This is a genomic window from Streptomyces ipomoeae 91-03, from assembly GCF_000317595.1.
Classification (GTDB): Bacteria; Actinomycetota; Actinomycetes; order Streptomycetales; family Streptomycetaceae; genus Streptomyces; species Streptomyces ipomoeae.
The window spans coordinates 1-18,885 of sequence record NZ_AEJC01000296.1 but is presented as its reverse complement, the minus strand read 5'-3'; the positions used below and the strand labels follow the sequence as shown (position 1 = coordinate 18,885).

The following is an 18,885-nucleotide window of genomic DNA, read 5'->3' as shown; positions in this document are numbered from 1 at the left end:
CCTCCGCGGAACGTTCAGCTCTTGGCGCCGGCCGGCTCAGGGGTCGCGGTCGCGCTCTTCGCCCCCGACGCCTGGTGGTACACCGCGTGCGCGTCCTTCGGCTGGCCCAGGCCCATCGAGCGCATGATCAGGCCGACGACACCGCCGAGGACGACGATGACCATGCCCGCCCAGAATCCCAGCGGCTCGGCCATCACCATGAAGGCGCCCGAGACACAGAAACCGATGAAGGCGATGGTGACGCCGGTCCAGGCGGCCGGGGTGTGACCGTGGCTGCTGCCCGCCATGACTTGCTCCTCGTTGCTCAGTTGCTCAATGCATGCGCTCGATGCGTGACGCTCGATGCCTGTGGTGAGTCGGACGCTCGTCGTCCATTGTCCCGTACCCGTGCGGAAGCCTTGAGCGGGGGTCTTTCCCGCCTCCCGGCCCACCGAACGCCGGGCGGTCGTACGGCTCGTACGGGGCGCCCCTCCCGCCGGGCGGTCGTACAAACCGTACGGCCTACGCCGGATCCGCCCCCGTGGGGTCCTCGCCCCGGTCCAGGGCCTTCCACATGTCCTCGGGCCGGTCCGGGTCGACAGGCTTGGCCTTGCGCGGCCGGGGTGTGCCGTCGCGCTCGTAGCGGCCGGACATCGCGGGCCACAGCCGTCCATAGCGCAGGGCGAGCAGCCCGGCGAGCAGGATGAGCGCGCCGCCCACGGCCGCGACATACGGCCAGCCGGTGTGGCTGAGCGCGCCGACCGTCGCGGAGGTGTCGCCGGAGGCCTCGGCGGCCTTGTCGTCCAGCGCCGAACTGTCGTACGCGCCCAGCAGCGCGGCCACGACGGTGCCCGCCCCGGAGAGCGCGAGCAGCACCGCGACCAGGACGCGCCCGGAGCGGCGTACGGCGAAGACGGCGACGAGCGCGGCGAGGCCCACTATGGCGAGCGCCGCGGGCACGCCCGTGACATCGCTGCCCTTGGCGGTCAGCGGGAAGGCTCCGCCGGCCACCGAGGCGGTGCCCTCCGACCAGCGCTGGCGGGTGGCGAGCAGCGCGACGGCCGCGCCGAGCGCACCGCTCAGCAGCGCCAGGGCGAGGCTGCGCCGCCCGGAGCGGACGAACCCGGGTTCGGAACGGGGGTGGTGAGGTACTGCGGTCACGTACTCCACTATCGCCTGCGCACCATGCGGCCCGTCACCCGGGTTCACCGTGTCCCGCACCACATGTCGCCCCGCCGGCGCCGTACTCGGCGGTGGTCATCGTCTCCCGTGGCTCATCGTGTCTCCTGGTACAGCCTGTTCGCCGTGTGGACCGCGCGCAGGACCGCCGCCGCCTTGTTGCGGCACTCGGTGTCCTCGGCGACCGGGTCCGAGTCGGCGACGATGCCGGCGCCGGCCTGGACGTACGCCGTGCCGTCGCGCAGCAGGGCGGTGCGGATGGCGATGGCGGTGTCGGAGTCGCCCGCGAAGTCGAGGTAGCCGACGCAACCGCCGTACAGGCCCCGGCGGGAGGGCTCCAGTTCGTCGATGATCTGCATGGCGCGCGGCTTCGGGGCGCCGGAGAGGGTGCCGGCGGGGAAGCAGGCGGTCAGCACGTCGAAGGCCGTACGGCCCGCCGCGACCCGGCCGGTGACCGTGGACACGATGTGCATGACGTGCGAGTACCGCTCGATGGACATGAAGTCGACGACCTCGACCGAGCCCGGTTCGCAGACCCGCCCCAGGTCGTTGCGTCCCAGGTCGACGAGCATGAGGTGCTCGGCGCGCTCCTTGGGGTCGGCGAGCAGTTCGTCGGCGAGGGCCTGGTCCTCCTGCGGGGTGGCGCCCCGGTGCCGGGTACCGGCGATGGGGTGCACCATGGCCTGCCCGTCCTCGACCTTGACCAGGGCCTCGGGGGACGAGCCGACGACGTCGAAGCCGTCGAACCGGAACAGGTACATGTACGGGGAGGGGTTGGTCGCCCGCAGGACCCGGTAGACGTCCAACGCGCTCGCCGTGCACGGGGTTTCGAAGCGCTGGGAGGGGACGACCTGGAAGGCCTCGCCGGCGCGGATGCGCTCCTTGATGTCCTCGACGGCCTCCTGGAAGTCGGGGCCGCCCCACAGCGCGGTGTATTCAGGCAGCTCCGAGGGCGGGAGGACGGCCGGGGGCTGGGCGACGGGCCGGCTGAGGTCGGCCTCCATGGCGTCGAGGCGGGCGATCGCGTCGGCGTGGGCCTCGTCGACGTCCGTGTCGAGGTCGTTGTGGTTGATGGCGTTGGCGATCAGCAGGACCGAGCCCTCCCAGTGGTCCATGACCGCCAGGTCGCTCGTCAACAGCATGGTCAGCTCGGGCAGTCGGAGGTCGTCCCGCTCGCCGGGGCCGATCTTCTCCAGGCGGCGCACGATGTCGTAGCCGAGGTAGCCGACCATGCCGCCGGTGAAGGGCGGCATGCCCTCCTGGTGGGGGGTGTGGAGCGCCTCGATGGTGGCGCGCAGGGCGGCGAGCGGGTCCCCGTCGACGGGGACTCCGACGGGCGGGGTGCCCAGCCAGTGGGCCTGGCCGTCGCGGGTGGTGAGGGTGGCGTGGCTGCGGACGCCCACGAAGGAGTAGCGAGACCATTTGAACGCGGATCGGCCGTTCTCGGCGGACTCCAGGAGGAAGGTGCCGGGGCGCTCTGCGGCGAGCTTGCGGTAGAGCGCGACCGGGGTGTCGCCGTCGGCGAGGAGCTTGCGGCTGACGGGGATGACGCGACGGTCGGTGGCCAGCTTGCGGAACGTCTCGAGGTCCATGGCGGCTGACCTTACTGATCCAGTGACGGTACGTCGGAATCGGCGCCGCCCTCGACGGCCTTGATGACATCCTCGTCGAAGCAGGTGCGGGCGCCCGTGTGGCAGGCGGCGCCCACCTGGTCGACCTTGACGAGGACGGTGTCGGCGTCGCAGTCCAGGGCGACGGACTTCACCCACTGGAAATGGCCGGAGGTGTCGCCCTTCACCCAGTACTCGCGGCGGCTGCGGGACCAGTAGGTGCAGCGGCCGGTGGTGAGGGTGCGGTGCAGTGCCTCGTCGTCCATCCAGCCGAGCATGAGCACCTCGCCGGTGTCGTACTGCTGGGCGATGGCGGGCAGGAGCCCGTCGGCGCTGCGCTTCAGGCGCGCGGCGATCTCGGGGTCCAGCGCGCTGGGAGCGCCGGGGCCGCTGAGGGCTCCGGGACTGTGGGGGCTGCTGGAGGACGGCGTGCTGGTCATGCGGCCATTGTGCCGCGCCCCGCCGTCCCGCCTCGCCGGTTGTCCACAAGCCGGACCCTCTCGTCACCTAGTCATACGAACTGAACCTCCCTCGCCTGAACCGGACCTCACTCGTCTGAACCGGATCCCACTCGTCCGAGCTGGGCCTCGCTCGTCAAACGTGTCACCGCGCCCCGCCGGTCCCTCCACCGCACGGACCGCTCCCCCAGTCGTAGGCTGGCGTCATGTCAACCCATGCCAAGCGTGAACGGCTCCTCTTCGCCGATCTGTTGGAGACCGCCGGCCCGGATGCTCCCACCCTCTGCGAGGGCTGGAAGACCCGGGATCTGGCCGCGCACGTCGTCGTGCGCGAGCGCCGCCCCGACGCCGCCGGGGGCATCCTCATCAAGCAGCTCGCATCACGCCTGGACCGGGTGATGGAGGAGTTCGCCGCGAAGCCGTACCAGGAGCTGATCCAGCTCGTCCGCACCGGCCCGCCGCGTTTCTCGCCCTTCTCCCTCAAGCAGATCGACGAGGCGTCCAACACGATCGAGTTCTACGTCCACACCGAGGACATCCGCCGCGCCCAGGCGGACTGGTCGCCGCGCGAACTCGACCACGTCTTCCAGGACGCCCTGTGGTCCCGCCTGGAGCGCACCTCCCGCCTGATGGGCCGCGGCTCCCCCACCGGCCTCGTACTGCGCCGCCCCGACGGCCGCACGGCGGTGGCCCACCGGGGCACCCCCGTCGTCACAGTCACCGGCGAGCCCTCCGAGCTGCTGCTCTTCCTCTACGGCCGGCAGCAGGTCGCCGACGTGGAGCTGGAGGGCGACAAGGACGCCATCACGCGGATCCACGAGACGAAGCAGCTCGGTATCTGAGCGCCGCTACCACCATGAGTAAGCCCCGGCCACCAGGGGGCCGGGGCTTACATATCGGCGCTTACGCACCGGCGCTCACATCGCTCACGCACCGGCGCTCACATCAAGACCAGCAGAACCGGTGGCGTCACCTCACCGGGTGCCCCGCCTCCCGCAGCGCGTCCTTCACCTCGCCGATGCGCAGGTCGCCGAAGTGGAACACCGACGCGGCGAGGACCGCGTCCGCGCCCGCCTCGATGGCCGGGGCGAAGTCGGCCGACTTGCCGGCGCCGCCGGAGGCGATGACCGGGACCGTCACGTGCTTGCGGACGGCCGTGATCATCTCCAGGTCGTAGCCGTCCTTGGTGCCGTCCGCGTCCATCGAGTTGAGCAGGATCTCCCCCGCGCCCAGCTCGGCGGCCCGGTGGGCCCACTCGACGGCGTCGATGCCGGTGCCCTTGCGTCCGCCGTGGGTGGTGACCTCGAAGGACCCGGACTCGGTACGGCGGGCGTCCACCGACAGCACCAGCACCTGACGGCCGAAGCGCTCGGCGATCTCGCGGATCAGGTCGGGGCGGGCGATGGCGGCGGTGTTGACGCCCACCTTGTCGGCGCCCGCCCGCAGCAGCTTGTCCACGTCCTCGGCGGTGCGCACACCGCCGCCGACCGTCAGCGGGATGAAGACCTGCTCGGCGGTGCGGCGCACCACGTCGTATGTCGTCTCGCGGTTGCCCGACGAGGCGGTGATGTCCAGGAACGTCAGCTCGTCGGCGCCCTCGGCGTCGTACACCTTGGCCATCTCGACGGGGTCGCCCGCGTCGCGCAGGTTCTGGAAGTTGACTCCCTTGACGACCCGGCCGTTGTCCACGTCCAGGCAGGGGATGACTCGGACCGCCAGGGTCATGACTCCACGGCTCCTTGGGAAGGCCTCTGGCCTCTGAATGCTTCGATTTCCACTTCGACGAGGATGCGCGGGTCGATGAAGCCCTCCACGACCAGCAGGGTCGCGGCCGGGCGCACGGGGTCGAAGATCTCCTTGTGGGCCCGGCCCACCTCGTCGACGTCCCGCAGATGCGCCAGATACATCCTCGTACGGACCACGGACTCGACGCCGAGCCCGAACTCGCCGAGCGCCTCGACCGCGCTGGTGAAGGCCACCTTGGCCTGTTCGTACGGGTCGCCCTCCCCGTACAGGACACTGCCTCTGAAGGCCGTGGTGCCCGCCACCAGGACGCGGTCTCCCGCCGCGACAGCGCGCGCGAAACCGAAGGACTCCTCCCAGGGGTTTCCGCTCTGCACACGCCGCACGGCATCGGACGTCATGACACTGTGTCCCATTTCAAGACGTGGCCTCCAAGGCCTCTTCCAGGGTGAACGCCTTCGCGTACAGCGCCTTCCCGACGATGGCGCCCTCGACACCGAGGGGTACGAGCTCGGCGATGGCGCGGAGGTCGTCGAGGGAGGACACACCGCCGGACGCCACGACCGGACGGTCCGTCGCGGCACACACATTGCGCAGGAGCTCCAGGTTGGGGCCCTGGAGCGTGCCGTCCTTGGCGATGTCGGTGACGACGTAGCGGGCGCAGCCCTCCTTGTCGAGGCGCTCCAGAGTCTCGTAGAGGTCGCCGCCGTCCCGGGTCCAGCCCCGGCCGCGCAGGGTCGTGCCCTTCACATCGAGCCCCACGGCGATCTTGTCGCCGTGCTCGGCGATGACCTTGGCGACCCACTCGGGGGTCTCCAGGGCGGCCGTGCCGAGGTTCACCCGGGTGCAGCCGGTGGCCAGGGCCTTCGCCAGCGAGGCGTCGTCCCGGATGCCGCCGGACAGCTCCACCTTGATGTCCATCGCCCTGGTGACCTCGGCGACCAGGTCGCGGTTGTCGCCGGTGCCGAACGCGGCGTCCAGGTCGACCAGGTGCAGCCACTCGGCGCCCGCACGCTGCCAGGCGAGGGCGGCTTCCAGGGGGGAGCCGTAGGAGGTCTCCGTGCCGGACTCGCCGTGCACGAGCCGGACCGCCTGGCCGTCACGGACGTCGACGGCGGGGAGAAGTTCGAGCTTTGCCATGATCTACAGGGTTCCGATCCAGTTGTTCAGCAGCTGCGCTCCGGCGTCGCCGGACTTCTCGGGGTGGAACTGCGTGGCCCACAGCGCGCCGTTCTCGACGGCCGCCACGAAGGGCTTGCCATGCGTGGACCAGGTGACCTTGGGCGCGGTCATGGCCGGGTTGTGCGTCTCCAGGGACCAGTCGTGGACGGCGTAGGAGTGCACGAAGTAGAAGCGGGCGTCGGCGTCGAGGCCGGCGAAGAGTTCCGTGCCCTCGGGGGCGTCGACGGTGTTCCAGCCCATGTGGGGCACGATCTCGGCCTGGAGCGGTTCGACCGAGCCCGGCCACTCGTCGAGGCCCTCGGTCTCCACACCGTGCTCGATGCCGCGCGCGAACAGGATCTGCATGCCCACGCAGATGCCCATCACCGGACGGCCACCGGCGAGCCTGCGGTCGATGATCCAGTCGCCGCGCGCCTCCTTCAGCCCCTTCATACAGGCGGCGAAGGCGCCGACGCCGGGCACCAGCAGCCCGTCCGCGTTCATGGCCTTGTCGAAGTCCCGCGTGATCTCGACCTCGGCGCCCGTGCGCGCGAGAGCACGCTCGGCGGAGCGGACGTTGCCGAAGCCGTAGTCGAAGACCACGACCTTTTTTGACGCGGTGCTCAATTCCATACCTCCAGCCGCAGGACGCCCGCGACGAGACACATCGCGGCGCCGACCGACAACAGCGTGATGAGGCTCTTCGGCATCTGCTGCTTGACGAAGGAGTAGATGCCGCCGATCAGGAAGAGGCCGACGACGATCAGGATCGTGGAGAGGCTGTTCACAGCGCGCCCTTCGTCGACGGCAGGATGCCGACCGCGCGCGGGTCGCGCTCGGACGCGTATCGCAGCGCCCGCGCGAGCGCCTTGAACTGGCACTCGACGATGTGGTGCGCGTTGCGCCCGTACGGCACGTGCACGTGCAGCGCGATCTGGGCCTGGGCGACGAAGGACTCCAGGATGTGCCGGGTCATCGTGGTGTCGTACTCGCCGATCATCGGCGCCATCTTCTCCGGCTCGGTGTGCACGAGGTACGGGCGGCCGGAGAGGTCGACGGTGACCTGGGCGAGGGACTCGTCCAGCGGGACCGTGCAGTTGCCGAAGCGGTAGATGCCCACCTTGTCGCCGAGGGCCTGCTTGAAGGCCGCGCCGAGGGCGAGTGCGGTGTCCTCGATGGTGTGGTGCGAGTCGATGTGCAGATCGCCGTCGGTCTTCACGGTCAGGTCGAACAGACCGTGGCGGCCGAGCTGGTCGAGCATGTGGTCGTAGAAGCCGACCCCGGTGGAGATCTCGGTCTTGCCGGTGCCGTCGAGGTTGATCTCGACGAGAACCGACGTCTCCTTCGTGGTCCGCTCCACGCGCCCTACGCGGTTCATGCGCTCTGCTCCTTCTTCAACTCACGTACCGCGTCGAGGAACGCGTCGTTTTCGGCCGGGGTTCCCGCTGTCACTCGCAGCCACCCCGGTACGCCGTTGTCCCGGACCAGGACGCCCCGGTCGAGGATCTTCTGCCACACCTCGTGCGCGTTGTCGAACCTGCCGAACTGCACGAAGTTCGCGTCGGACTCGGTCACCTCGTAGCCGATGGCGCGCAGCTCCTCGACCAGCCGGTCCCGTTCCGCCTTCAGCTGCTCGACATAGCCGAGCAGGGTGTCGGTGTGCTCCAGGGCGGCCAGCGCGGTCGCCTGGGTGACGGCGGAGAGGTGGTACGGCAGCCGGACGAGCTGGACCGCGTCCACGACCGCCGGGTGCGCGGCGAGGTAGCCGAGGCGCAGTCCGGCCGCGCCGAAGGCCTTGGACATCGTGCGCGAGACGACGAGATTCGGCCGTCCTTCGAGCAACGGCAGCAGCGAGTCGCCGTGGCTGAACTCGATGTACGCCTCGTCCACCACGACCATGGACGGCTTGGCCGCCTGCGCGGCCTCGTACAGCGCGAGGACGGTCTCGGGCGAGACCGCGTTGCCCGTCGGGTTGTTGGGGGTGGTGATGAAGACGACGTCCGGCCGGTGCTCGGCGATGGCCTGCTCGGCGGCCGCGAGGTCGATCGTGAAGTCGTCGTTGCGGGGGCCTGAGATCCAACCGGTGCCGGTGCCGCGTGCGATGAGGCCGTGCATCGAGTACGACGGCTCGAAGCCGACGGCTGTACGGCCGGGTCCGCCGAAGGTCTGCAGGAGCTGCTGAAGGACCTCGTTGGAGCCATTGGCCGCCCAAACGTTTGTCAGGCCGACCTCGTACCCGGACGTGTCCGTCAGATACTTCGCCAGCCGCGTCCGCAGCTCCACCGCGTCCCGATCGGGATACCGGTTGAGGCTCCGCGCCGCCTCACGCACCCGCTCGGCGATGCGTTCGACCAGCGGCTCGGGCAGGGGGTACGGGTTCTCGTTGGTGTTCAGCCGTACGGGGACGTCGAGCTGCGGCGCGCCATAGGGGGACTTGCCGCGCAGCTCGTCGCGTACGGGGAGATCGTCGATCGTTACGTCGCTCACTTGCCCTCGGGTACCTTCCAGCCGAACCTCGCCTTGATCGCCGCGCCGTGCGCGGGCAGGTCCTCCGCCTCCGCCAGCGTCACCACATGGTGCGCGACCTCGGCCAGCGCGTCCTTCGTGTAGTCGACGATGTGGATGCCGCGCAGGAAGGACTGGACGGACAGACCGGAGGAGTGGCAGGCGCAACCGCCGGTCGGGAGCACGTGGTTGGAGCCGGCCGCGTAGTCGCCGAGCGAGACGGGGGCCCACGGCCCGATGAAGATCGCACCGGCGTTGACGACCCGCTCGGCGACCGCCGCGGCGTCGGCCGTCTGGATCTCCAGGTGCTCGGCGCCGTACGCGTTGACGACCCGCAGCCCCTCGTCGATGCCGTCGACGAGGACGATCGCGGACTGCCGCCCGGCCAGGGCCGGGCGGATACGGTCCTCGATGTGCTTGGTCGCCTCGATCTGCGGCTGCAGCTCCTTCTCGACCGCGTCCGCGAGCGCGACGGAGTCGGTGACGAGCACCGCGGCGGCCAGCGGGTCGTGCTCGGCCTGGCTGATCAGGTCGGCGGCGACGTGCACCGGGTCGGCGGTGCCGTCCGCGAGGACCGCGATCTCGGTCGGGCCCGCCTCGGAGTCGATGCCGATGACACCGGTGAAGTACCGCTTGGCGGCGGCCACCCAGATGTTGCCGGGCCCGGTGACCATGTTGGCGGGCGGGCAGGACTCGGTGCCGTACGCGAACATCGCGACGGCGGTGGCGCCACCGGCCGCGTACACCTCGTCGACGCCGAGCAGTGCGCAGGCCGCGAGGATCGTGGGGTGCGGCAGCCCGTCGAACTCGGCCTGCGCCGGGGAGGCGAGCGCGATGGAGCCGACGCCGGCCTCCTGCGCCGGGACCACGTTCATGATCACGGACGACGGGTAGACCGAGCGGCCACCGGGGGCGTAAAGGCCGACGCGCTCGACCGGCACCCACTTCTCGGTGACGGTGCCGCCGGGGACGACCTGGGTGGTGTGCGTGGTGCGGCGCTGCTCGCGGTGGACGACGCGGGTGCGGCGGATGGACTCCTCCAGCGCCGCGCGGACGGCCGGGCCGAGTCGCTCCAGCGCGTCCGTGAGGGCCTCTGCCGGGACTCGCACGGAGGTCAGGCGCACGCCGTCGAACTTCTCCGCGAAGTCGATCAGCGCCGCGTCGCCCCGATGATGCACGGCCTCGCAGATCGGACGCACCTTCTCCAGGGCGACCGAGACGTCGAAGTCGGCTCGGGGCAGCAGGTCGCGCAGGGCGGGGCCCTCGGGAAGGGCGTCGCCGCGCAGATCGATTCGGGCCATCGAGGAGTGTTCCAGCACGGGCCAATTCTCTCAGACCCGCGTCGGCCGTCGTCCGCGCGTTCCACTGGATGGACCAGATCCCCCCGGGAACCCGGAAGATCACCTTCACGTCTAGCGTTCAGAGTGTCACTCAGCGGGCATCACCAGCATGAACAGTTGCTCGATACACATGAGTGCGGGGGACGGAGGAAGGAACAGCTGTGACCGAGGGTGCCGGCGTCCGGGACGGGGAGCCGCCGGACGACCTGACCGCCGCCGAGGCCGGCATGTGGCAGGCATTCCGCAACGGCAGTGTGTACGACCTGCGCAGCGGGGACACCGCCGAGGACGATCCGCACGGCGGCCACCCCTGGGGCCCCGAGCGCACCGTACGTGCCCGGGTCGTTGCCTGGCTGCTGCTGGACGGACCGCCCGCGCTGGCCGGCCGGGTGTCCGCGCTGAAGCTGGTCGGCGTACAGATCAAGGACACCCTGGAGCTGGCGGGCGGCCAGGTGGTGCCGTACGTCGAGATGAAGGGCTGCCGGTTCGAGAAGGAGATCCTGCTGCCGGAGGCCCGGTTCACGACGATACGGCTGGTGGACTGTTCCGTGCCGCGCCTGGAGGCGGCTCGGCTGCACACGGAGGGCGATCTGCATCTGCCGCGCTGCCGGTTCCACAACGGGGTGCGGCTGGCGGACGCCCAGATCGGCACCGATCTGCTGCTCAACCAGGCGGTCGTCTACCGGGACCGGCACGGGCGTTCGATCTCGGCGGACGGGCTGACCGTGGCCCAGGACGTGCAGGCGGAGATGCTGGAGTCGCACGGCGAGTTGCGTCTGCGCGGCGCGACCGTCGGCGCCTCGCTCAGCCTCCGTGGCAGCCGGCTCACCAACCCCTACGGTCGCCTCGCCCTCAACGCGCCCCAGCTGACCGTCGAACGCACGCTCTATCTGACCCCCGCCGGTGTCGGCAATCCCCTGTACACCAGCGGGAGCACACCCGCGCGGGGCACCCGGGTGCAGCGGTTCGTGTGCGAGGGCGGGATACGGCTGGACGACGGCCGGTTCGGGGACGCCGTCGACCTGGAGCGGGCCCGGTTCACCTTCAAGGACGACCAGGAGCTTTCCTTACGCCGCGTCCAGGTGCCCGAACTGCGCTTCCTCGGCGATCGGCCCGAGCGCGGCAAGGTCGTCCTGTCCGGCGCCCGCATCAGCGTCCTGATCGATGAGGCGGACAGCTGGCCCGGCCCGGGCAACCTCCACATGGGCGGCTTCCAGTACGAGACCCTCGTACCGCGCGGGCGGTTCCCGCTGGCCAGGCGGCTGGAGTGGGTGGCGGCGGCGACCGCCGAGTACAGCCCGGAGCCGTACGAGCGGCTCGCGACCGTGCTGCGGGCCAGCGGCGACGACGAGGGCGCGCGCGAGGTGCTGCTCGCCAAGCAGCGCCACCGGCGCGAGAACCTGCCGCTGGCGGGCAAGATCTGGGGCTACGCGCAGGACTGGACGGTCGCGTACGGGTACCGGCCGGGCCGGGCCGCCGTGTGGATGGCGATGCTGTGGGCGCTGACCTCGTACGCCTTCTCGCACGCCGACCATCCGCCGATGAAGAGCGGCGAGCATCCGATCTGGAGTCCTTCTCTGTTCGCCCTGGATCTGCTGCTCCCGGTCATCGACCTCGGCCAGGTCGGCTACTGGCAGTTGCGCGGCGGCTGGCAGTGGCTGGCCGTGGTGGTGATCCTGCTGGGCTGGGTCCTCGCGACGACGGTGGCGGCGGGCGCGACCCGGCTCCTGAGCAGGAACTGAGATCTCTGGGCAGGAACTGGGCCTCCTTGGGCGGGAACTGAAAATTAATCCGGCGGGACACAACCCCGCTCGCCTTCCCGCCGTCTTGCTACGGCGACGAACAATTGCGAAACCACGCCGGCGAGTACCCAGTACCCGGTCCGCGCGAGCGGCGCCGGTTCAGGCGCAAGGAGGTGTCCCGCGCCGATGAATCCGCTGCGTGCGCTCATTCGTACAGCCCGGATGGCACGTCACACATCGGGGCTCGCGGACGGTCTGCCCGCCGACGACGAGGTGCTGCTCGACGCCCCCGACGAACGGCTCGGACCCGCGCTGGTGGCGGCGGGCCGCGGCGAGTACGCGCCCGCGGCCAAGCTGCTCGGGACCACCCGGGAGGCCGCCGAGTGGGAGAACCGCGACCGGTACGCGCTGCGGCTCGCCTCGTTCGCCCACGCGCGCGACGAGTGGCTGCGGACCTGGCAGAGCGCCGCCCCGCACGACCCCGACGTCCTGCTCATCAAGGCCCAGTCGGCGGTGGCCCGGGGCTGGCACTCCCCCGCGCGTGTCGAACTGCTGCGTGAGGTGGGCCCGCTGATCGCCGCTGCCGCCGAGGGGGAACCGCGCGATCCGGTGCCCTGGCGGATCGCCCTCGACCACGCCCGGGGCACGGGCCTCGGCCACACCGGTTTCGAACAGCTGTGGGCGGAGGCGGTCCGCCGCTCCCCGCACCACTACGGCTGCCATGTCTCGGCCCTCAAGTACCTCTCGGCCGCCTGGTACGGCTCGCACCGGGAGTGCTTCGACTTCGCCGAGCGGGCCGCCGAGGACGCGCTGCCCGGCTCCCTCGTCCAGGCCCTTCCGGTACGGGCCGCCTTCGCCCACCTCACCGAGGGCGGCGGACCCGAGGTGCCCCGCGCCCGCCTGGACGAGGCCGCGGACCGGGCGATCGCGCTCTCCGCCGAGTACGAACCGGGCGATCCCTGGCCGGCCGAGGTCCGCAACCTGCTGACCTACGTCCTCGTACGACTGGAACGCTGGCCGGACGCGCTGGAACAGCTGCGCATGATCGGCCCGTACGCCACCTCCTTCCCCTGGGACCGTGTCTCGGACGACCCGCTGGGCCAGTTCCTTCAGCTGCGGGACGGCGTACGGCTGGAGGTGGCGTCCTCGATACCGCTGCGGGAAGGGGCCGGCAGATCGGCGGCGAAGCGGGCCGGAAAGCGGGCGGAGAGGTCACGAACGAGGCGGGCGGAGAGGTCACAAACGAGTACGAGCGAACGCGCCCGCCCCGACGACCACTAGGCTCTGGCCTCGTGACCACCGTCCGGCTGCCGCTCTTCCCCCTGAACTCGGTGTTGTACCCGGGGCTCGTGCTTCCTCTGAACATCTTCGAGGAGCGCTATCGCGCCATGATGCGCGAGTTGCTGAAAACCCCCGAGGACGAACCACGCCGCTTCGCCGTCGTCGCCATCCGCGACGGCCACGAGGTCGCGCCGAGCGCACCCGGCATGCCCGATCCCACGGCCCTGCCCGAGCGCGGTCCGACCGCCGGCTTCGGCGACGACCCCGCCAAGGCGTTCCACTCCGTGGGCTGCGTCGCGGACGCGGCCACCATCCGGGAGCGCGACAACGGCACGTTCGAGGTCCTCGCGACCGGTACCACCCGGGTGCGTCTGCTCTCCGTGGACGCCTCCGGCCCGTTCCTCGTCGCCGAACTGGAGGAGCTCTCCGAGGACCCCGGCGACGAGGCGGGCGCGCTCGCGGAGGGCGTGCTTCGGGCCTTCCGGCAGTACCAGAAGCGGCTGGCCGGGGCCCGGGAACGCTCGCTGTCGACCGGCGCCGACCTGCCGGACGAGCCGGCCGTCGTGTCGTATCTGGTCGCGGCGGCGATGATGCTCGACACCCCCGCCAAGCAGCGGCTCCTCCAGGCCCCCGACACCGCCTCCCGCCTGCGCGACGAGCTGAAACTCCTGCGCGCCGAGAGCGCGATCATCCGTAGTCTGCCGTCGTTGCCCGCGTCGGAGCTGACGCGGGGTCCGACAAGCCTCAACTGACGTACGACCACTGGGGACCGACTGGGATGGCGAAGAAGTCGAAGAAGCAGCAGCAGTCCGGGGGCACGCCCGCGACGGTGGCCCTCACGGCGGCGGGCGTGGACTTGACCGTCCACGCCTACGAGCACGACCCCGCCCACCCCTCCTACGGTGAGGAGGCCGCCGAGGCGATGGGCGTGTCCCCCGAGCGGGTCTTCAAGACCCTGGTGGCGGACGTCGACGGCGCGCTGGTCGTCGCGGTCGTACCCGTGGCGGGCTCCCTCGATCTGAAGGGCCTGGCGACGGCGGTGGGCGGCAAGCGGGCCGCTATGGCCGACCCGACGCTCGCGGAGCGTACGACGGGCTATGTCCGGGGCGGCATCTCTCCGCTGGGGCAGCGCAAGAAGCTCCGTACGGTGTTGGACGAGTCGGCGGGCGCACACGACACGATCTGCGTCTCCGCCGGGCGTCGCGGTCTGGAGGTCGAGCTGTCTCCTGGAGACCTTCTGAAGCTGACGGAGGCGGTGTCCGCGCCCATTGCCCGTGCGTGACCGTCTCGGCTTCGTTCGAGCGGGGGGACTCCATCCAGGGGCTGCCGCCCCTGGGGATGGGACGGGTAGGGGCGGCGAGGGCGGAAGAAAAAGCCGTTACGCGGCCGGCGGCGTGCCGTAGCCGTCCTTGTGCTGTCGCGCCTGCTCGTACGGATCCGGATCCCGCGGCCCGAACAACGCCGTCAACCCAAGGTGCACCAGAACCCCGGCCAACGGCCAGGCCAACAGCGCCCCCTTCGCCCCGAGCTTCAGCGGCGCGGAGAACGTAACCCCCTCGCCCACTTCCTTCGCACGAGCGGCGACGTCGGACTCGGGCCCGAGCCACACCCCGAGCCGCCACGCGAGCACGGCCCCCAGCAACCCACCCAGCGCGAGCCCGAGCACCAGCGGCACACCCCCGTGCCGCCGCACGAGGAACACGACGAGCCCACTCAGCGCGCCTATCCCCAGCGCCAAAAGCGTGAACGTTCCGTCGACCCCGGCGGCCTGCTCACCCTCGGTGTCCTTGAGGTAGACGGCCGACCCGTCGGAGACAAGCGGCACGTGCGGCGCGAGCCACCACCACAGCAGTCCGAGCAGCACCCCGCCGACGAGCGCGAGGACGACCATGCCGACGGCGGCCTCGGCGAGCTGCCGCCCCGTCCCGGGCCCCGACCCGGCCCCGGAGCCGCCCGGCTCGTACCCGACGTGCCCCACGCCCCCACCGCCCGTGGGCGGCGGAGTCCACGGGTCGTTCGAGGGCTGGTGGTGCGGCGGCGGAGGCGGAGTCAACGGTGCGGTCACCCTGACATCGTGCCAGGCGCGACTGTGCGGCGCGTCATCGGACGGCGGCCCGCCGGTACGCCCAGGTGGCGACGGCGAGCGAGACGACACCGACACCGGCGCACACGGCGAGATCACCGAGTACGAACGCCCAGTCGGGGTGCGCCCCGAACGTTCGCGCGAAGGCCTCGACACCGTATGTGGAGGGCAGAAGGTCGCGCGCGAACTGGATGAAGCCCGGCATCCGGTCGGCCGGCAGCACGCCCAGCAGCAGCGCCGCCGACATCCCCAGTTGCCCGAGGACCGTGGCGAGCTCGGGGCGCGGGGCGAGCAGCCCCAGCGCGGCGCCGAGCCCGGCGAGCGCGGCCCCGGCGAGCGGGATCACCGCGGCGAGCACCCAGAGATGCGACAGCGGCAGGCCGAAGAGCACACACCCGAACACCGCGGTCACCACGGTCCCGGGAACGGTGAAGGAGGCGTACGCCCCGGCCGCGCCCAGCACCACGGCGGCGGGCGGCACCGGCAGCGTCGCGTAGTGGTCGAGCCCTCCGCTCGCCCGTAGCTGCCCGAAGTACTGCGCCAGCAGGTTCAGTGCGACGAAGGCGACGACGAGCACCGACGAACCGGCGACGACGGCCCTCGCCTCCGCCCCGCCGTCCACCACCCCGCGCATCAGGATCATGATCCCGATCGACTGGAAGGTGGCCACGAAGAGCAGCGGGATCCGCGCGACCCGCGCCCGCGAGAGCTGCGCCCGGTACACCGCGCAGAGCGACGGCCACAGCCGCGCGCGGGGCCCGAGCTCGGCGGCGCCACGCTCCACGCGCTCCTCTGCGGCCAGGGCACTGCCCGGCAGAACCTCGGCGGGTACGACACTCACGTCGAGTTGCTCCCCTTCGCTTCGGCTGTCGCCCATTTCCGTACGGCTGCGGCAGCCCTGCCGTTCACACCCGCACCGACTGATCCACGGCTCACGCCCGCTGTCCTCACCCCTTGACCAGCCCCTGCACGCTGCCGGCGCTGCCGCCGAGCGCCAGGTAGACGTCCTCCAGGCTCGGCGTGGCCAGCGTGAAGTCGTCGAGCGCCACGAAGGCGGAGCCGCCGGTGACCGTGGCCACCACCGCGCGCGCCTCCTCCGGAGCGAGCCGGAGCGACCAGCGGCGCCCGGACTCCACTGCACGCGGGCGCAGCGCGGCGACCTCGGGGACGTCCAGCGGTGCCCGCTCGCGCCACACCAGTTCGACGTGCACCTCGCCCGCGACCTTCTCCTTCAGTCCGGCCGGCGTGTCGCAGGCGATGACGCGCCCCTGGTCGAGGACGGCGACCCGGTCCAGGACCGTCTCCGCTTCGATGACGTTGTGGGTGACCAGCAGGACGGTGGTGCCGGACTCGGCGCGGCGCCGGTCGACGGCGGCCCACACGGCCCGCCGGGCCACGGGGTCCATCCCGCTGGTCGGCTCGTCCAGCACGAGCAGCGGCCGTTCCCCGACGAGCGCGGTGGCGAAGCAGGCGAGCCGTCGCTGACCGCCGGACAGCTTCTTCAGCGGACGCGAGGCGAGCCCGGTCAGCCCCAGCTCCTCCAGCACGGCGTCCCGCTCGGCCCGCGCCTGTCGTACGTCGAGCCCGCGCAGCCGCCCGGTGGTCTCGGCGGCGAGCGCCACGGTCAGCTCGTCGAGCGCGGTCGACTCCTGCCCGAGATACGCGAGGATCCGCGCGGCCCGCTCCGGATGCCGCACGATGTCATGGCCGAGGATCTCGACGGTCCCGTCATCGGGCCGCATCAGCCCGGTCAGCTGCCGTACGAGTGTGGTCTTCCCGGCTCCGTTGGGCCCGAGCAACCCGAAGATCTCCCCGCGCCGAACGTCGAGCTCCACGGCGTCATTGGCCCGCACCTCAGGGCTTCCGGGCACCCCGCGCCGCCCCCGAGTCGCCGGATACGTCTTGGTGAGCCCCCGCACGGCACACACGACGTCCCCGCTCCGCCGGTTCGCCGATGCCACACGCGTACTCACGAAGAAGGAGCCTACGGGGTCCCGGGCACCGATTTGCCGTCGGGTCGCCCCTTAAGGGGCGCGGGGCCATGACATATGCGGCTCCGCCGCGATGGGGGTCCCTCCCGATCGAGCGCAGTCGAGAGTGGGGGAGCGACCGGCCACGGACACCCCGCAGTCACCGACAAACAGGCAGCCCCGAGCCACCAGGCGCTCTCACCCATCCCCGGCGGTCGAGTGTTCCGCGGCCGTACGCACATCGATCTCCCGCCAGAACCCGGCCCTGATCGCGTACCGGTCATGCTCATCGATCTGATCGTCCTTGTGCGCGAGCAACCCGAACCGAGCCGCATACCGCAACAACTCCCCGTCCACCCGATGAGGAACCCGCGGATACATCTCGGAGAGCTTCTGCAGATGGGACTGATCGGTCAGCCGGGACATCCAACGCCGCGCGAACACCTGCCCGACCTCATACGGGTCGCCACCCACCGTCGTGATGTCCTCCTCCCGGTCGGCCCACCGCTGCTCCGCCGTCGTGAGCTGCGCCAGCGTCGGCAGGGCCGCCGCGTCCGGCGACTCCGCCGGGACCCCGGGCCGGTCCACCCAGCCCTTGTCGGAGGACCACCGCAGCGTGGCGGTCGCCGGATGCTGCACGGCATGCGTGCCGGGCCCGCGCATGGCGGCGAGATCCTTCGGCGTGGGTACGCCCTTGGCGGCGGCCGGTACCCGCTCCTCGCTTCCGTTGCGCCCGGCGGGGGCCGGTTCGGGCTCCCCGCTCGTCCGCTCGGTCCCCGCGAGAGTGGACTCCGGCAGCGGCGCCGACAGGATCGCGGCGATCTCCGGCCGGGGAACCGGCGGTGGCGCACAGACCCCACCGAGTTCCTTGGCCCGTACGGCCTGGGTGATCCACGCCCGGTCGAGCACACGCCGCTCGTCGGCCTCGGCGACCAGGTCCTCGGACTGGTTGTAGTCACCGTCGGCGGCCTGCACCGCCCACAGATGTACGGCGACGCCGTGCTCCTTGGCCGCCATCATGCCCGGCAGCAGATCGCCGTCCCCGGTGACGAGGACCACGTCGGAGCAGGCCCGGTTGCGGGCCAGCTCGGTCAGTTCGGCGTGCATCGCTGCGTCCACGCCCTTCTGCGCCCACCGGCCGTCGCTGCGGGTCAGCGCGCCGAGCCGTACGGTCACCCGGGGCATCACCCGCAGCCTTCGGTGCTCGGGCTGGGGGACGCGGTCGGGGGCGCCGTCGAACCAGTAGATGCGCAGCAGGGGCCGCTCGGTGTCGGCCTCGGCGCGTTCGCGCAGCCCCTGGATGAGGGCGGCGTGGTCGACGGTGATGCGGGAGCGGGAGGGTTCCCCGGCGAGGAGGCTGGCGGCTGCGCCGAGCAGATACCCGGCGTCCACCAGGACGATGCAGCGGTCCACGCGATCCACCCTCTTTCCGGGAGGTTTGCTTAGGGCTTCCTTCGAGTCTGCCCGACTGCGCGGAGGTTAACGGCCGGAACTCGATCTTCGGCGTGGCGTATTCGCCGCACGCGCCCTGCATCCCGGTACACGATCCGACAACTCTCGTCACGGACGGTAATTTTCCGAAATGCACGCCTTGTCGGCCTATGTGAGTCTGGTCGCGGCCCTGGCCCCTAGATCCCCCACAGGAGGCAGATCACCATGGCCAAGAACAAGAAGCAGGACCGTAAGCAGCCGCAGTCCGAGCGAGTCAGCAGGAGGCCCGCCCGTCCTCGATGGAGGCACAGGCCGAGCAGCGCATCACGCAGGCGACCCCGGGCGACATGGCCCGCAAGGGCCGGCAGAAACGTTTCGGTCACAACTGACGTCCGTATGAAGG

General features: G+C 71.3%; 21 protein-coding genes. 5 read left to right on the top strand and 16 right to left on the bottom strand.

The genetic code is table 11. The annotated features are described in order from the left end of the window. Positions 1–14: 14 nt before the first annotated feature. From STRIP9103_RS19680 to hisI, 4 genes are all read right to left on the bottom strand, one after another. Positions 15–287: an HGxxPAAW family protein gene (locus tag STRIP9103_RS19680; protein ID WP_009315324.1), complete on the bottom strand. Its 273-nt coding sequence runs from the start codon at positions 285–287 to the stop codon at positions 15–17. A 214-nt stretch (positions 288–501) separates the two neighbouring features. Further along, positions 502–1,149, bottom strand: a complete 648-nt coding sequence (locus STRIP9103_RS19675; RefSeq protein WP_048820601.1) for a TIGR02234 family membrane protein — start codon at positions 1,147–1,149, stop codon at positions 502–504. 104 nt (positions 1,150–1,253) lie between these two features. Further along, positions 1,254–2,750, bottom strand: a complete 1,497-nt coding sequence (locus STRIP9103_RS19670) for an anthranilate synthase component I (protein WP_009315328.1) — start codon at positions 2,748–2,750, stop codon at positions 1,254–1,256. 11 nt (positions 2,751–2,761) lie between these two features. Next, positions 2,762–3,208: a phosphoribosyl-AMP cyclohydrolase gene (hisI, locus tag STRIP9103_RS19665; protein WP_009315312.1), complete on the bottom strand. Its 447-nt coding sequence runs from the start codon at positions 3,206–3,208 to the stop codon at positions 2,762–2,764. A 224-nt stretch (positions 3,209–3,432) separates the two neighbouring features. On the opposite strand from hisI, the gene STRIP9103_RS19660 reads away from it, so the two are divergent. Beyond that, positions 3,433–4,068 (top strand): TIGR03085 family metal-binding protein, encoded by a 636-nt coding sequence (locus tag STRIP9103_RS19660; RefSeq protein WP_009315309.1) that lies wholly within the window; start codon positions 3,433–3,435, stop codon positions 4,066–4,068. 127 nt (positions 4,069–4,195) lie between these two features. Here the strand turns inward: STRIP9103_RS19660 and hisF are convergent, their stop codons facing one another. Genes hisF through hisD form a run of 8 tightly spaced genes read right to left on the bottom strand, consistent with a single transcriptional unit; the run spans position 4,196 to position 9,936 of the window. After that, the gene (gene hisF, locus STRIP9103_RS19655; RefSeq protein ID WP_009315332.1) at positions 4,196–4,951 is read right to left on the bottom strand and encodes an imidazole glycerol phosphate synthase subunit HisF; all 756 of its coding nucleotides are present in this window, start codon (positions 4,949–4,951) and stop codon (positions 4,196–4,198) included. Beyond that, positions 4,948–5,370, bottom strand: a complete 423-nt coding sequence (locus STRIP9103_RS19650) for a RidA family protein (protein WP_009315307.1) — start codon at positions 5,368–5,370, stop codon at positions 4,948–4,950. Before STRIP9103_RS19650 ends, hisF begins: the two co-directional genes overlap by 4 nt. A 16-nt stretch (positions 5,371–5,386) precedes the next feature. Next, positions 5,387–6,109 (bottom strand): bifunctional 1-(5-phosphoribosyl)-5-((5-phosphoribosylamino)methylideneamino)imidazole-4-carboxamide isomerase/phosphoribosylanthranilate isomerase PriA, encoded by a 723-nt coding sequence (gene priA, locus STRIP9103_RS19645; protein WP_009315317.1) that lies wholly within the window; start codon positions 6,107–6,109, stop codon positions 5,387–5,389. Between the two features lie 3 nt (positions 6,110–6,112). Then, on the bottom strand, positions 6,113–6,763 hold the full coding sequence (gene hisH / locus STRIP9103_RS19640; protein ID WP_009315308.1) for an imidazole glycerol phosphate synthase subunit HisH: 651 nt from the start codon (positions 6,761–6,763) through the stop codon (positions 6,113–6,115). Further along, positions 6,754–6,918, bottom strand: coding sequence for a hypothetical protein (locus STRIP9103_RS50685; RefSeq protein ID WP_009315330.1), 165 nt, complete (start codon positions 6,916–6,918; stop codon positions 6,754–6,756). The genes hisH and STRIP9103_RS50685 overlap by 10 nt, the downstream gene beginning before the upstream one ends. Further along, positions 6,915–7,508: an imidazoleglycerol-phosphate dehydratase HisB gene (hisB, locus tag STRIP9103_RS19630; protein ID WP_009315304.1), complete on the bottom strand. Its 594-nt coding sequence runs from the start codon at positions 7,506–7,508 to the stop codon at positions 6,915–6,917. Before hisB ends, STRIP9103_RS50685 begins: the two co-directional genes overlap by 4 nt. Next, positions 7,505–8,617, bottom strand: coding sequence for a histidinol-phosphate transaminase (locus STRIP9103_RS19625; protein WP_009315305.1), 1,113 nt, complete (start codon positions 8,615–8,617; stop codon positions 7,505–7,507). The genes hisB and STRIP9103_RS19625 overlap by 4 nt, the downstream gene beginning before the upstream one ends. Continuing rightward, positions 8,614–9,936, bottom strand: coding sequence for a histidinol dehydrogenase (gene hisD / locus STRIP9103_RS19620; protein ID WP_009315331.1), 1,323 nt, complete (start codon positions 9,934–9,936; stop codon positions 8,614–8,616). Before hisD ends, STRIP9103_RS19625 begins: the two co-directional genes overlap by 4 nt. Before the next feature lie 200 nt (positions 9,937–10,136). Between hisD and STRIP9103_RS19615 the strand changes: the two genes are divergently transcribed. The 4 genes from STRIP9103_RS19615 to ybaK all read left to right on the top strand — a co-directional run bounded on the left by STRIP9103_RS19615 (position 10,137) and on the right by ybaK (position 14,280). Continuing rightward, the gene (locus tag STRIP9103_RS19615) at positions 10,137–11,717 is read left to right on the top strand and encodes a hypothetical protein (protein WP_009315315.1); all 1,581 of its coding nucleotides are present in this window, start codon (positions 10,137–10,139) and stop codon (positions 11,715–11,717) included. Between the two features lie 186 nt (positions 11,718–11,903). After that, positions 11,904–12,998: a hypothetical protein gene (locus STRIP9103_RS19610; protein WP_009315326.1), complete on the top strand. Its 1,095-nt coding sequence runs from the start codon at positions 11,904–11,906 to the stop codon at positions 12,996–12,998. Between the two features lie 11 nt (positions 12,999–13,009). After that, positions 13,010–13,750, top strand: coding sequence for an LON peptidase substrate-binding domain-containing protein (locus STRIP9103_RS19605; protein WP_009315329.1), 741 nt, complete (start codon positions 13,010–13,012; stop codon positions 13,748–13,750). A 26-nt stretch (positions 13,751–13,776) separates the two neighbouring features. Beyond that, a complete protein-coding gene (gene ybaK, locus STRIP9103_RS19600) occupies positions 13,777–14,280 on the top strand; it encodes a Cys-tRNA(Pro) deacylase (protein ID WP_009315310.1) in 504 nt (167 codons plus the stop codon). Between the two features lie 96 nt (positions 14,281–14,376). Here ybaK and STRIP9103_RS19595 read toward each other — a convergent pair whose 3' ends face one another. From STRIP9103_RS19595 to STRIP9103_RS19580, 4 genes are all read right to left on the bottom strand, one after another. Next, entirely contained in the window at positions 14,377–15,063 is a 687-nt protein-coding gene (locus tag STRIP9103_RS19595; RefSeq protein WP_048820597.1) for a hypothetical protein, read from the bottom strand. Between the two features lie 34 nt (positions 15,064–15,097). Further along, complete coding sequence (locus tag STRIP9103_RS19590) at positions 15,098–15,922, bottom strand: ABC transporter permease (protein ID WP_009315306.1); 825 nt, start codon at positions 15,920–15,922, stop codon at positions 15,098–15,100. Positions 15,923–16,028: 106 nt separating this feature from the next. Continuing rightward, a complete protein-coding gene (locus STRIP9103_RS19585; protein WP_078613972.1) occupies positions 16,029–17,054 on the bottom strand; it encodes an ABC transporter ATP-binding protein in 1,026 nt (341 codons plus the stop codon). A 195-nt stretch (positions 17,055–17,249) separates the two neighbouring features. After that, positions 17,250–18,464 carry an NYN domain-containing protein gene (locus STRIP9103_RS19580; protein WP_048820598.1) on the bottom strand — a complete coding sequence of 405 codons (1,215 nt, stop codon included), beginning with the start codon at positions 18,462–18,464 and terminating at the stop codon, positions 17,250–17,252. Positions 18,465–18,885: the final 421 nt, after the last annotated feature.

Excerpts from the sequence above, each read along its gene's own strand:
- STRIP9103_RS19680 (WP_009315324.1), bottom strand. The coding sequence starts at position 287 with ATGGCGGGCAGCAGCCACGGTCACACCCCGGCCGCCTGGACCGGCGTC.
- STRIP9103_RS19670 (WP_009315328.1), bottom strand. The coding sequence starts at position 2,750 with ATGGACCTCGAGACGTTCCGCAAGCTGGCCACCGACCGTCGCGTCATC.
- hisI (WP_009315312.1), bottom strand. The coding sequence starts at position 3,208 with ATGACCAGCACGCCGTCCTCCAGCAGCCCCCACAGTCCCGGAGCCCTC.
- STRIP9103_RS19660 (WP_009315309.1), top strand. The coding sequence starts at position 3,433 with ATGTCAACCCATGCCAAGCGTGAACGGCTCCTCTTCGCCGATCTGTTG.
- hisF (WP_009315332.1), bottom strand. The coding sequence starts at position 4,951 with ATGACCCTGGCGGTCCGAGTCATCCCCTGCCTGGACGTGGACAACGGC.
- STRIP9103_RS19650 (WP_009315307.1), bottom strand. The coding sequence starts at position 5,370 with ATGACGTCCGATGCCGTGCGGCGTGTGCAGAGCGGAAACCCCTGGGAG.
- priA (WP_009315317.1), bottom strand. The coding sequence starts at position 6,109 with ATGGCAAAGCTCGAACTTCTCCCCGCCGTCGACGTCCGTGACGGCCAG.
- hisH (WP_009315308.1), bottom strand. The coding sequence starts at position 6,763 with ATGGAATTGAGCACCGCGTCAAAAAAGGTCGTGGTCTTCGACTACGGC.
- hisB (WP_009315304.1), bottom strand. The coding sequence starts at position 7,508 with ATGAACCGCGTAGGGCGCGTGGAGCGGACCACGAAGGAGACGTCGGTT.
- hisD (WP_009315331.1), bottom strand. The coding sequence starts at position 9,936 with ATGGCCCGAATCGATCTGCGCGGCGACGCCCTTCCCGAGGGCCCCGCC.
- STRIP9103_RS19610 (WP_009315326.1), top strand. The coding sequence starts at position 11,904 with ATGAATCCGCTGCGTGCGCTCATTCGTACAGCCCGGATGGCACGTCAC.
- ybaK (WP_009315310.1), top strand. The coding sequence starts at position 13,777 with ATGGCGAAGAAGTCGAAGAAGCAGCAGCAGTCCGGGGGCACGCCCGCG.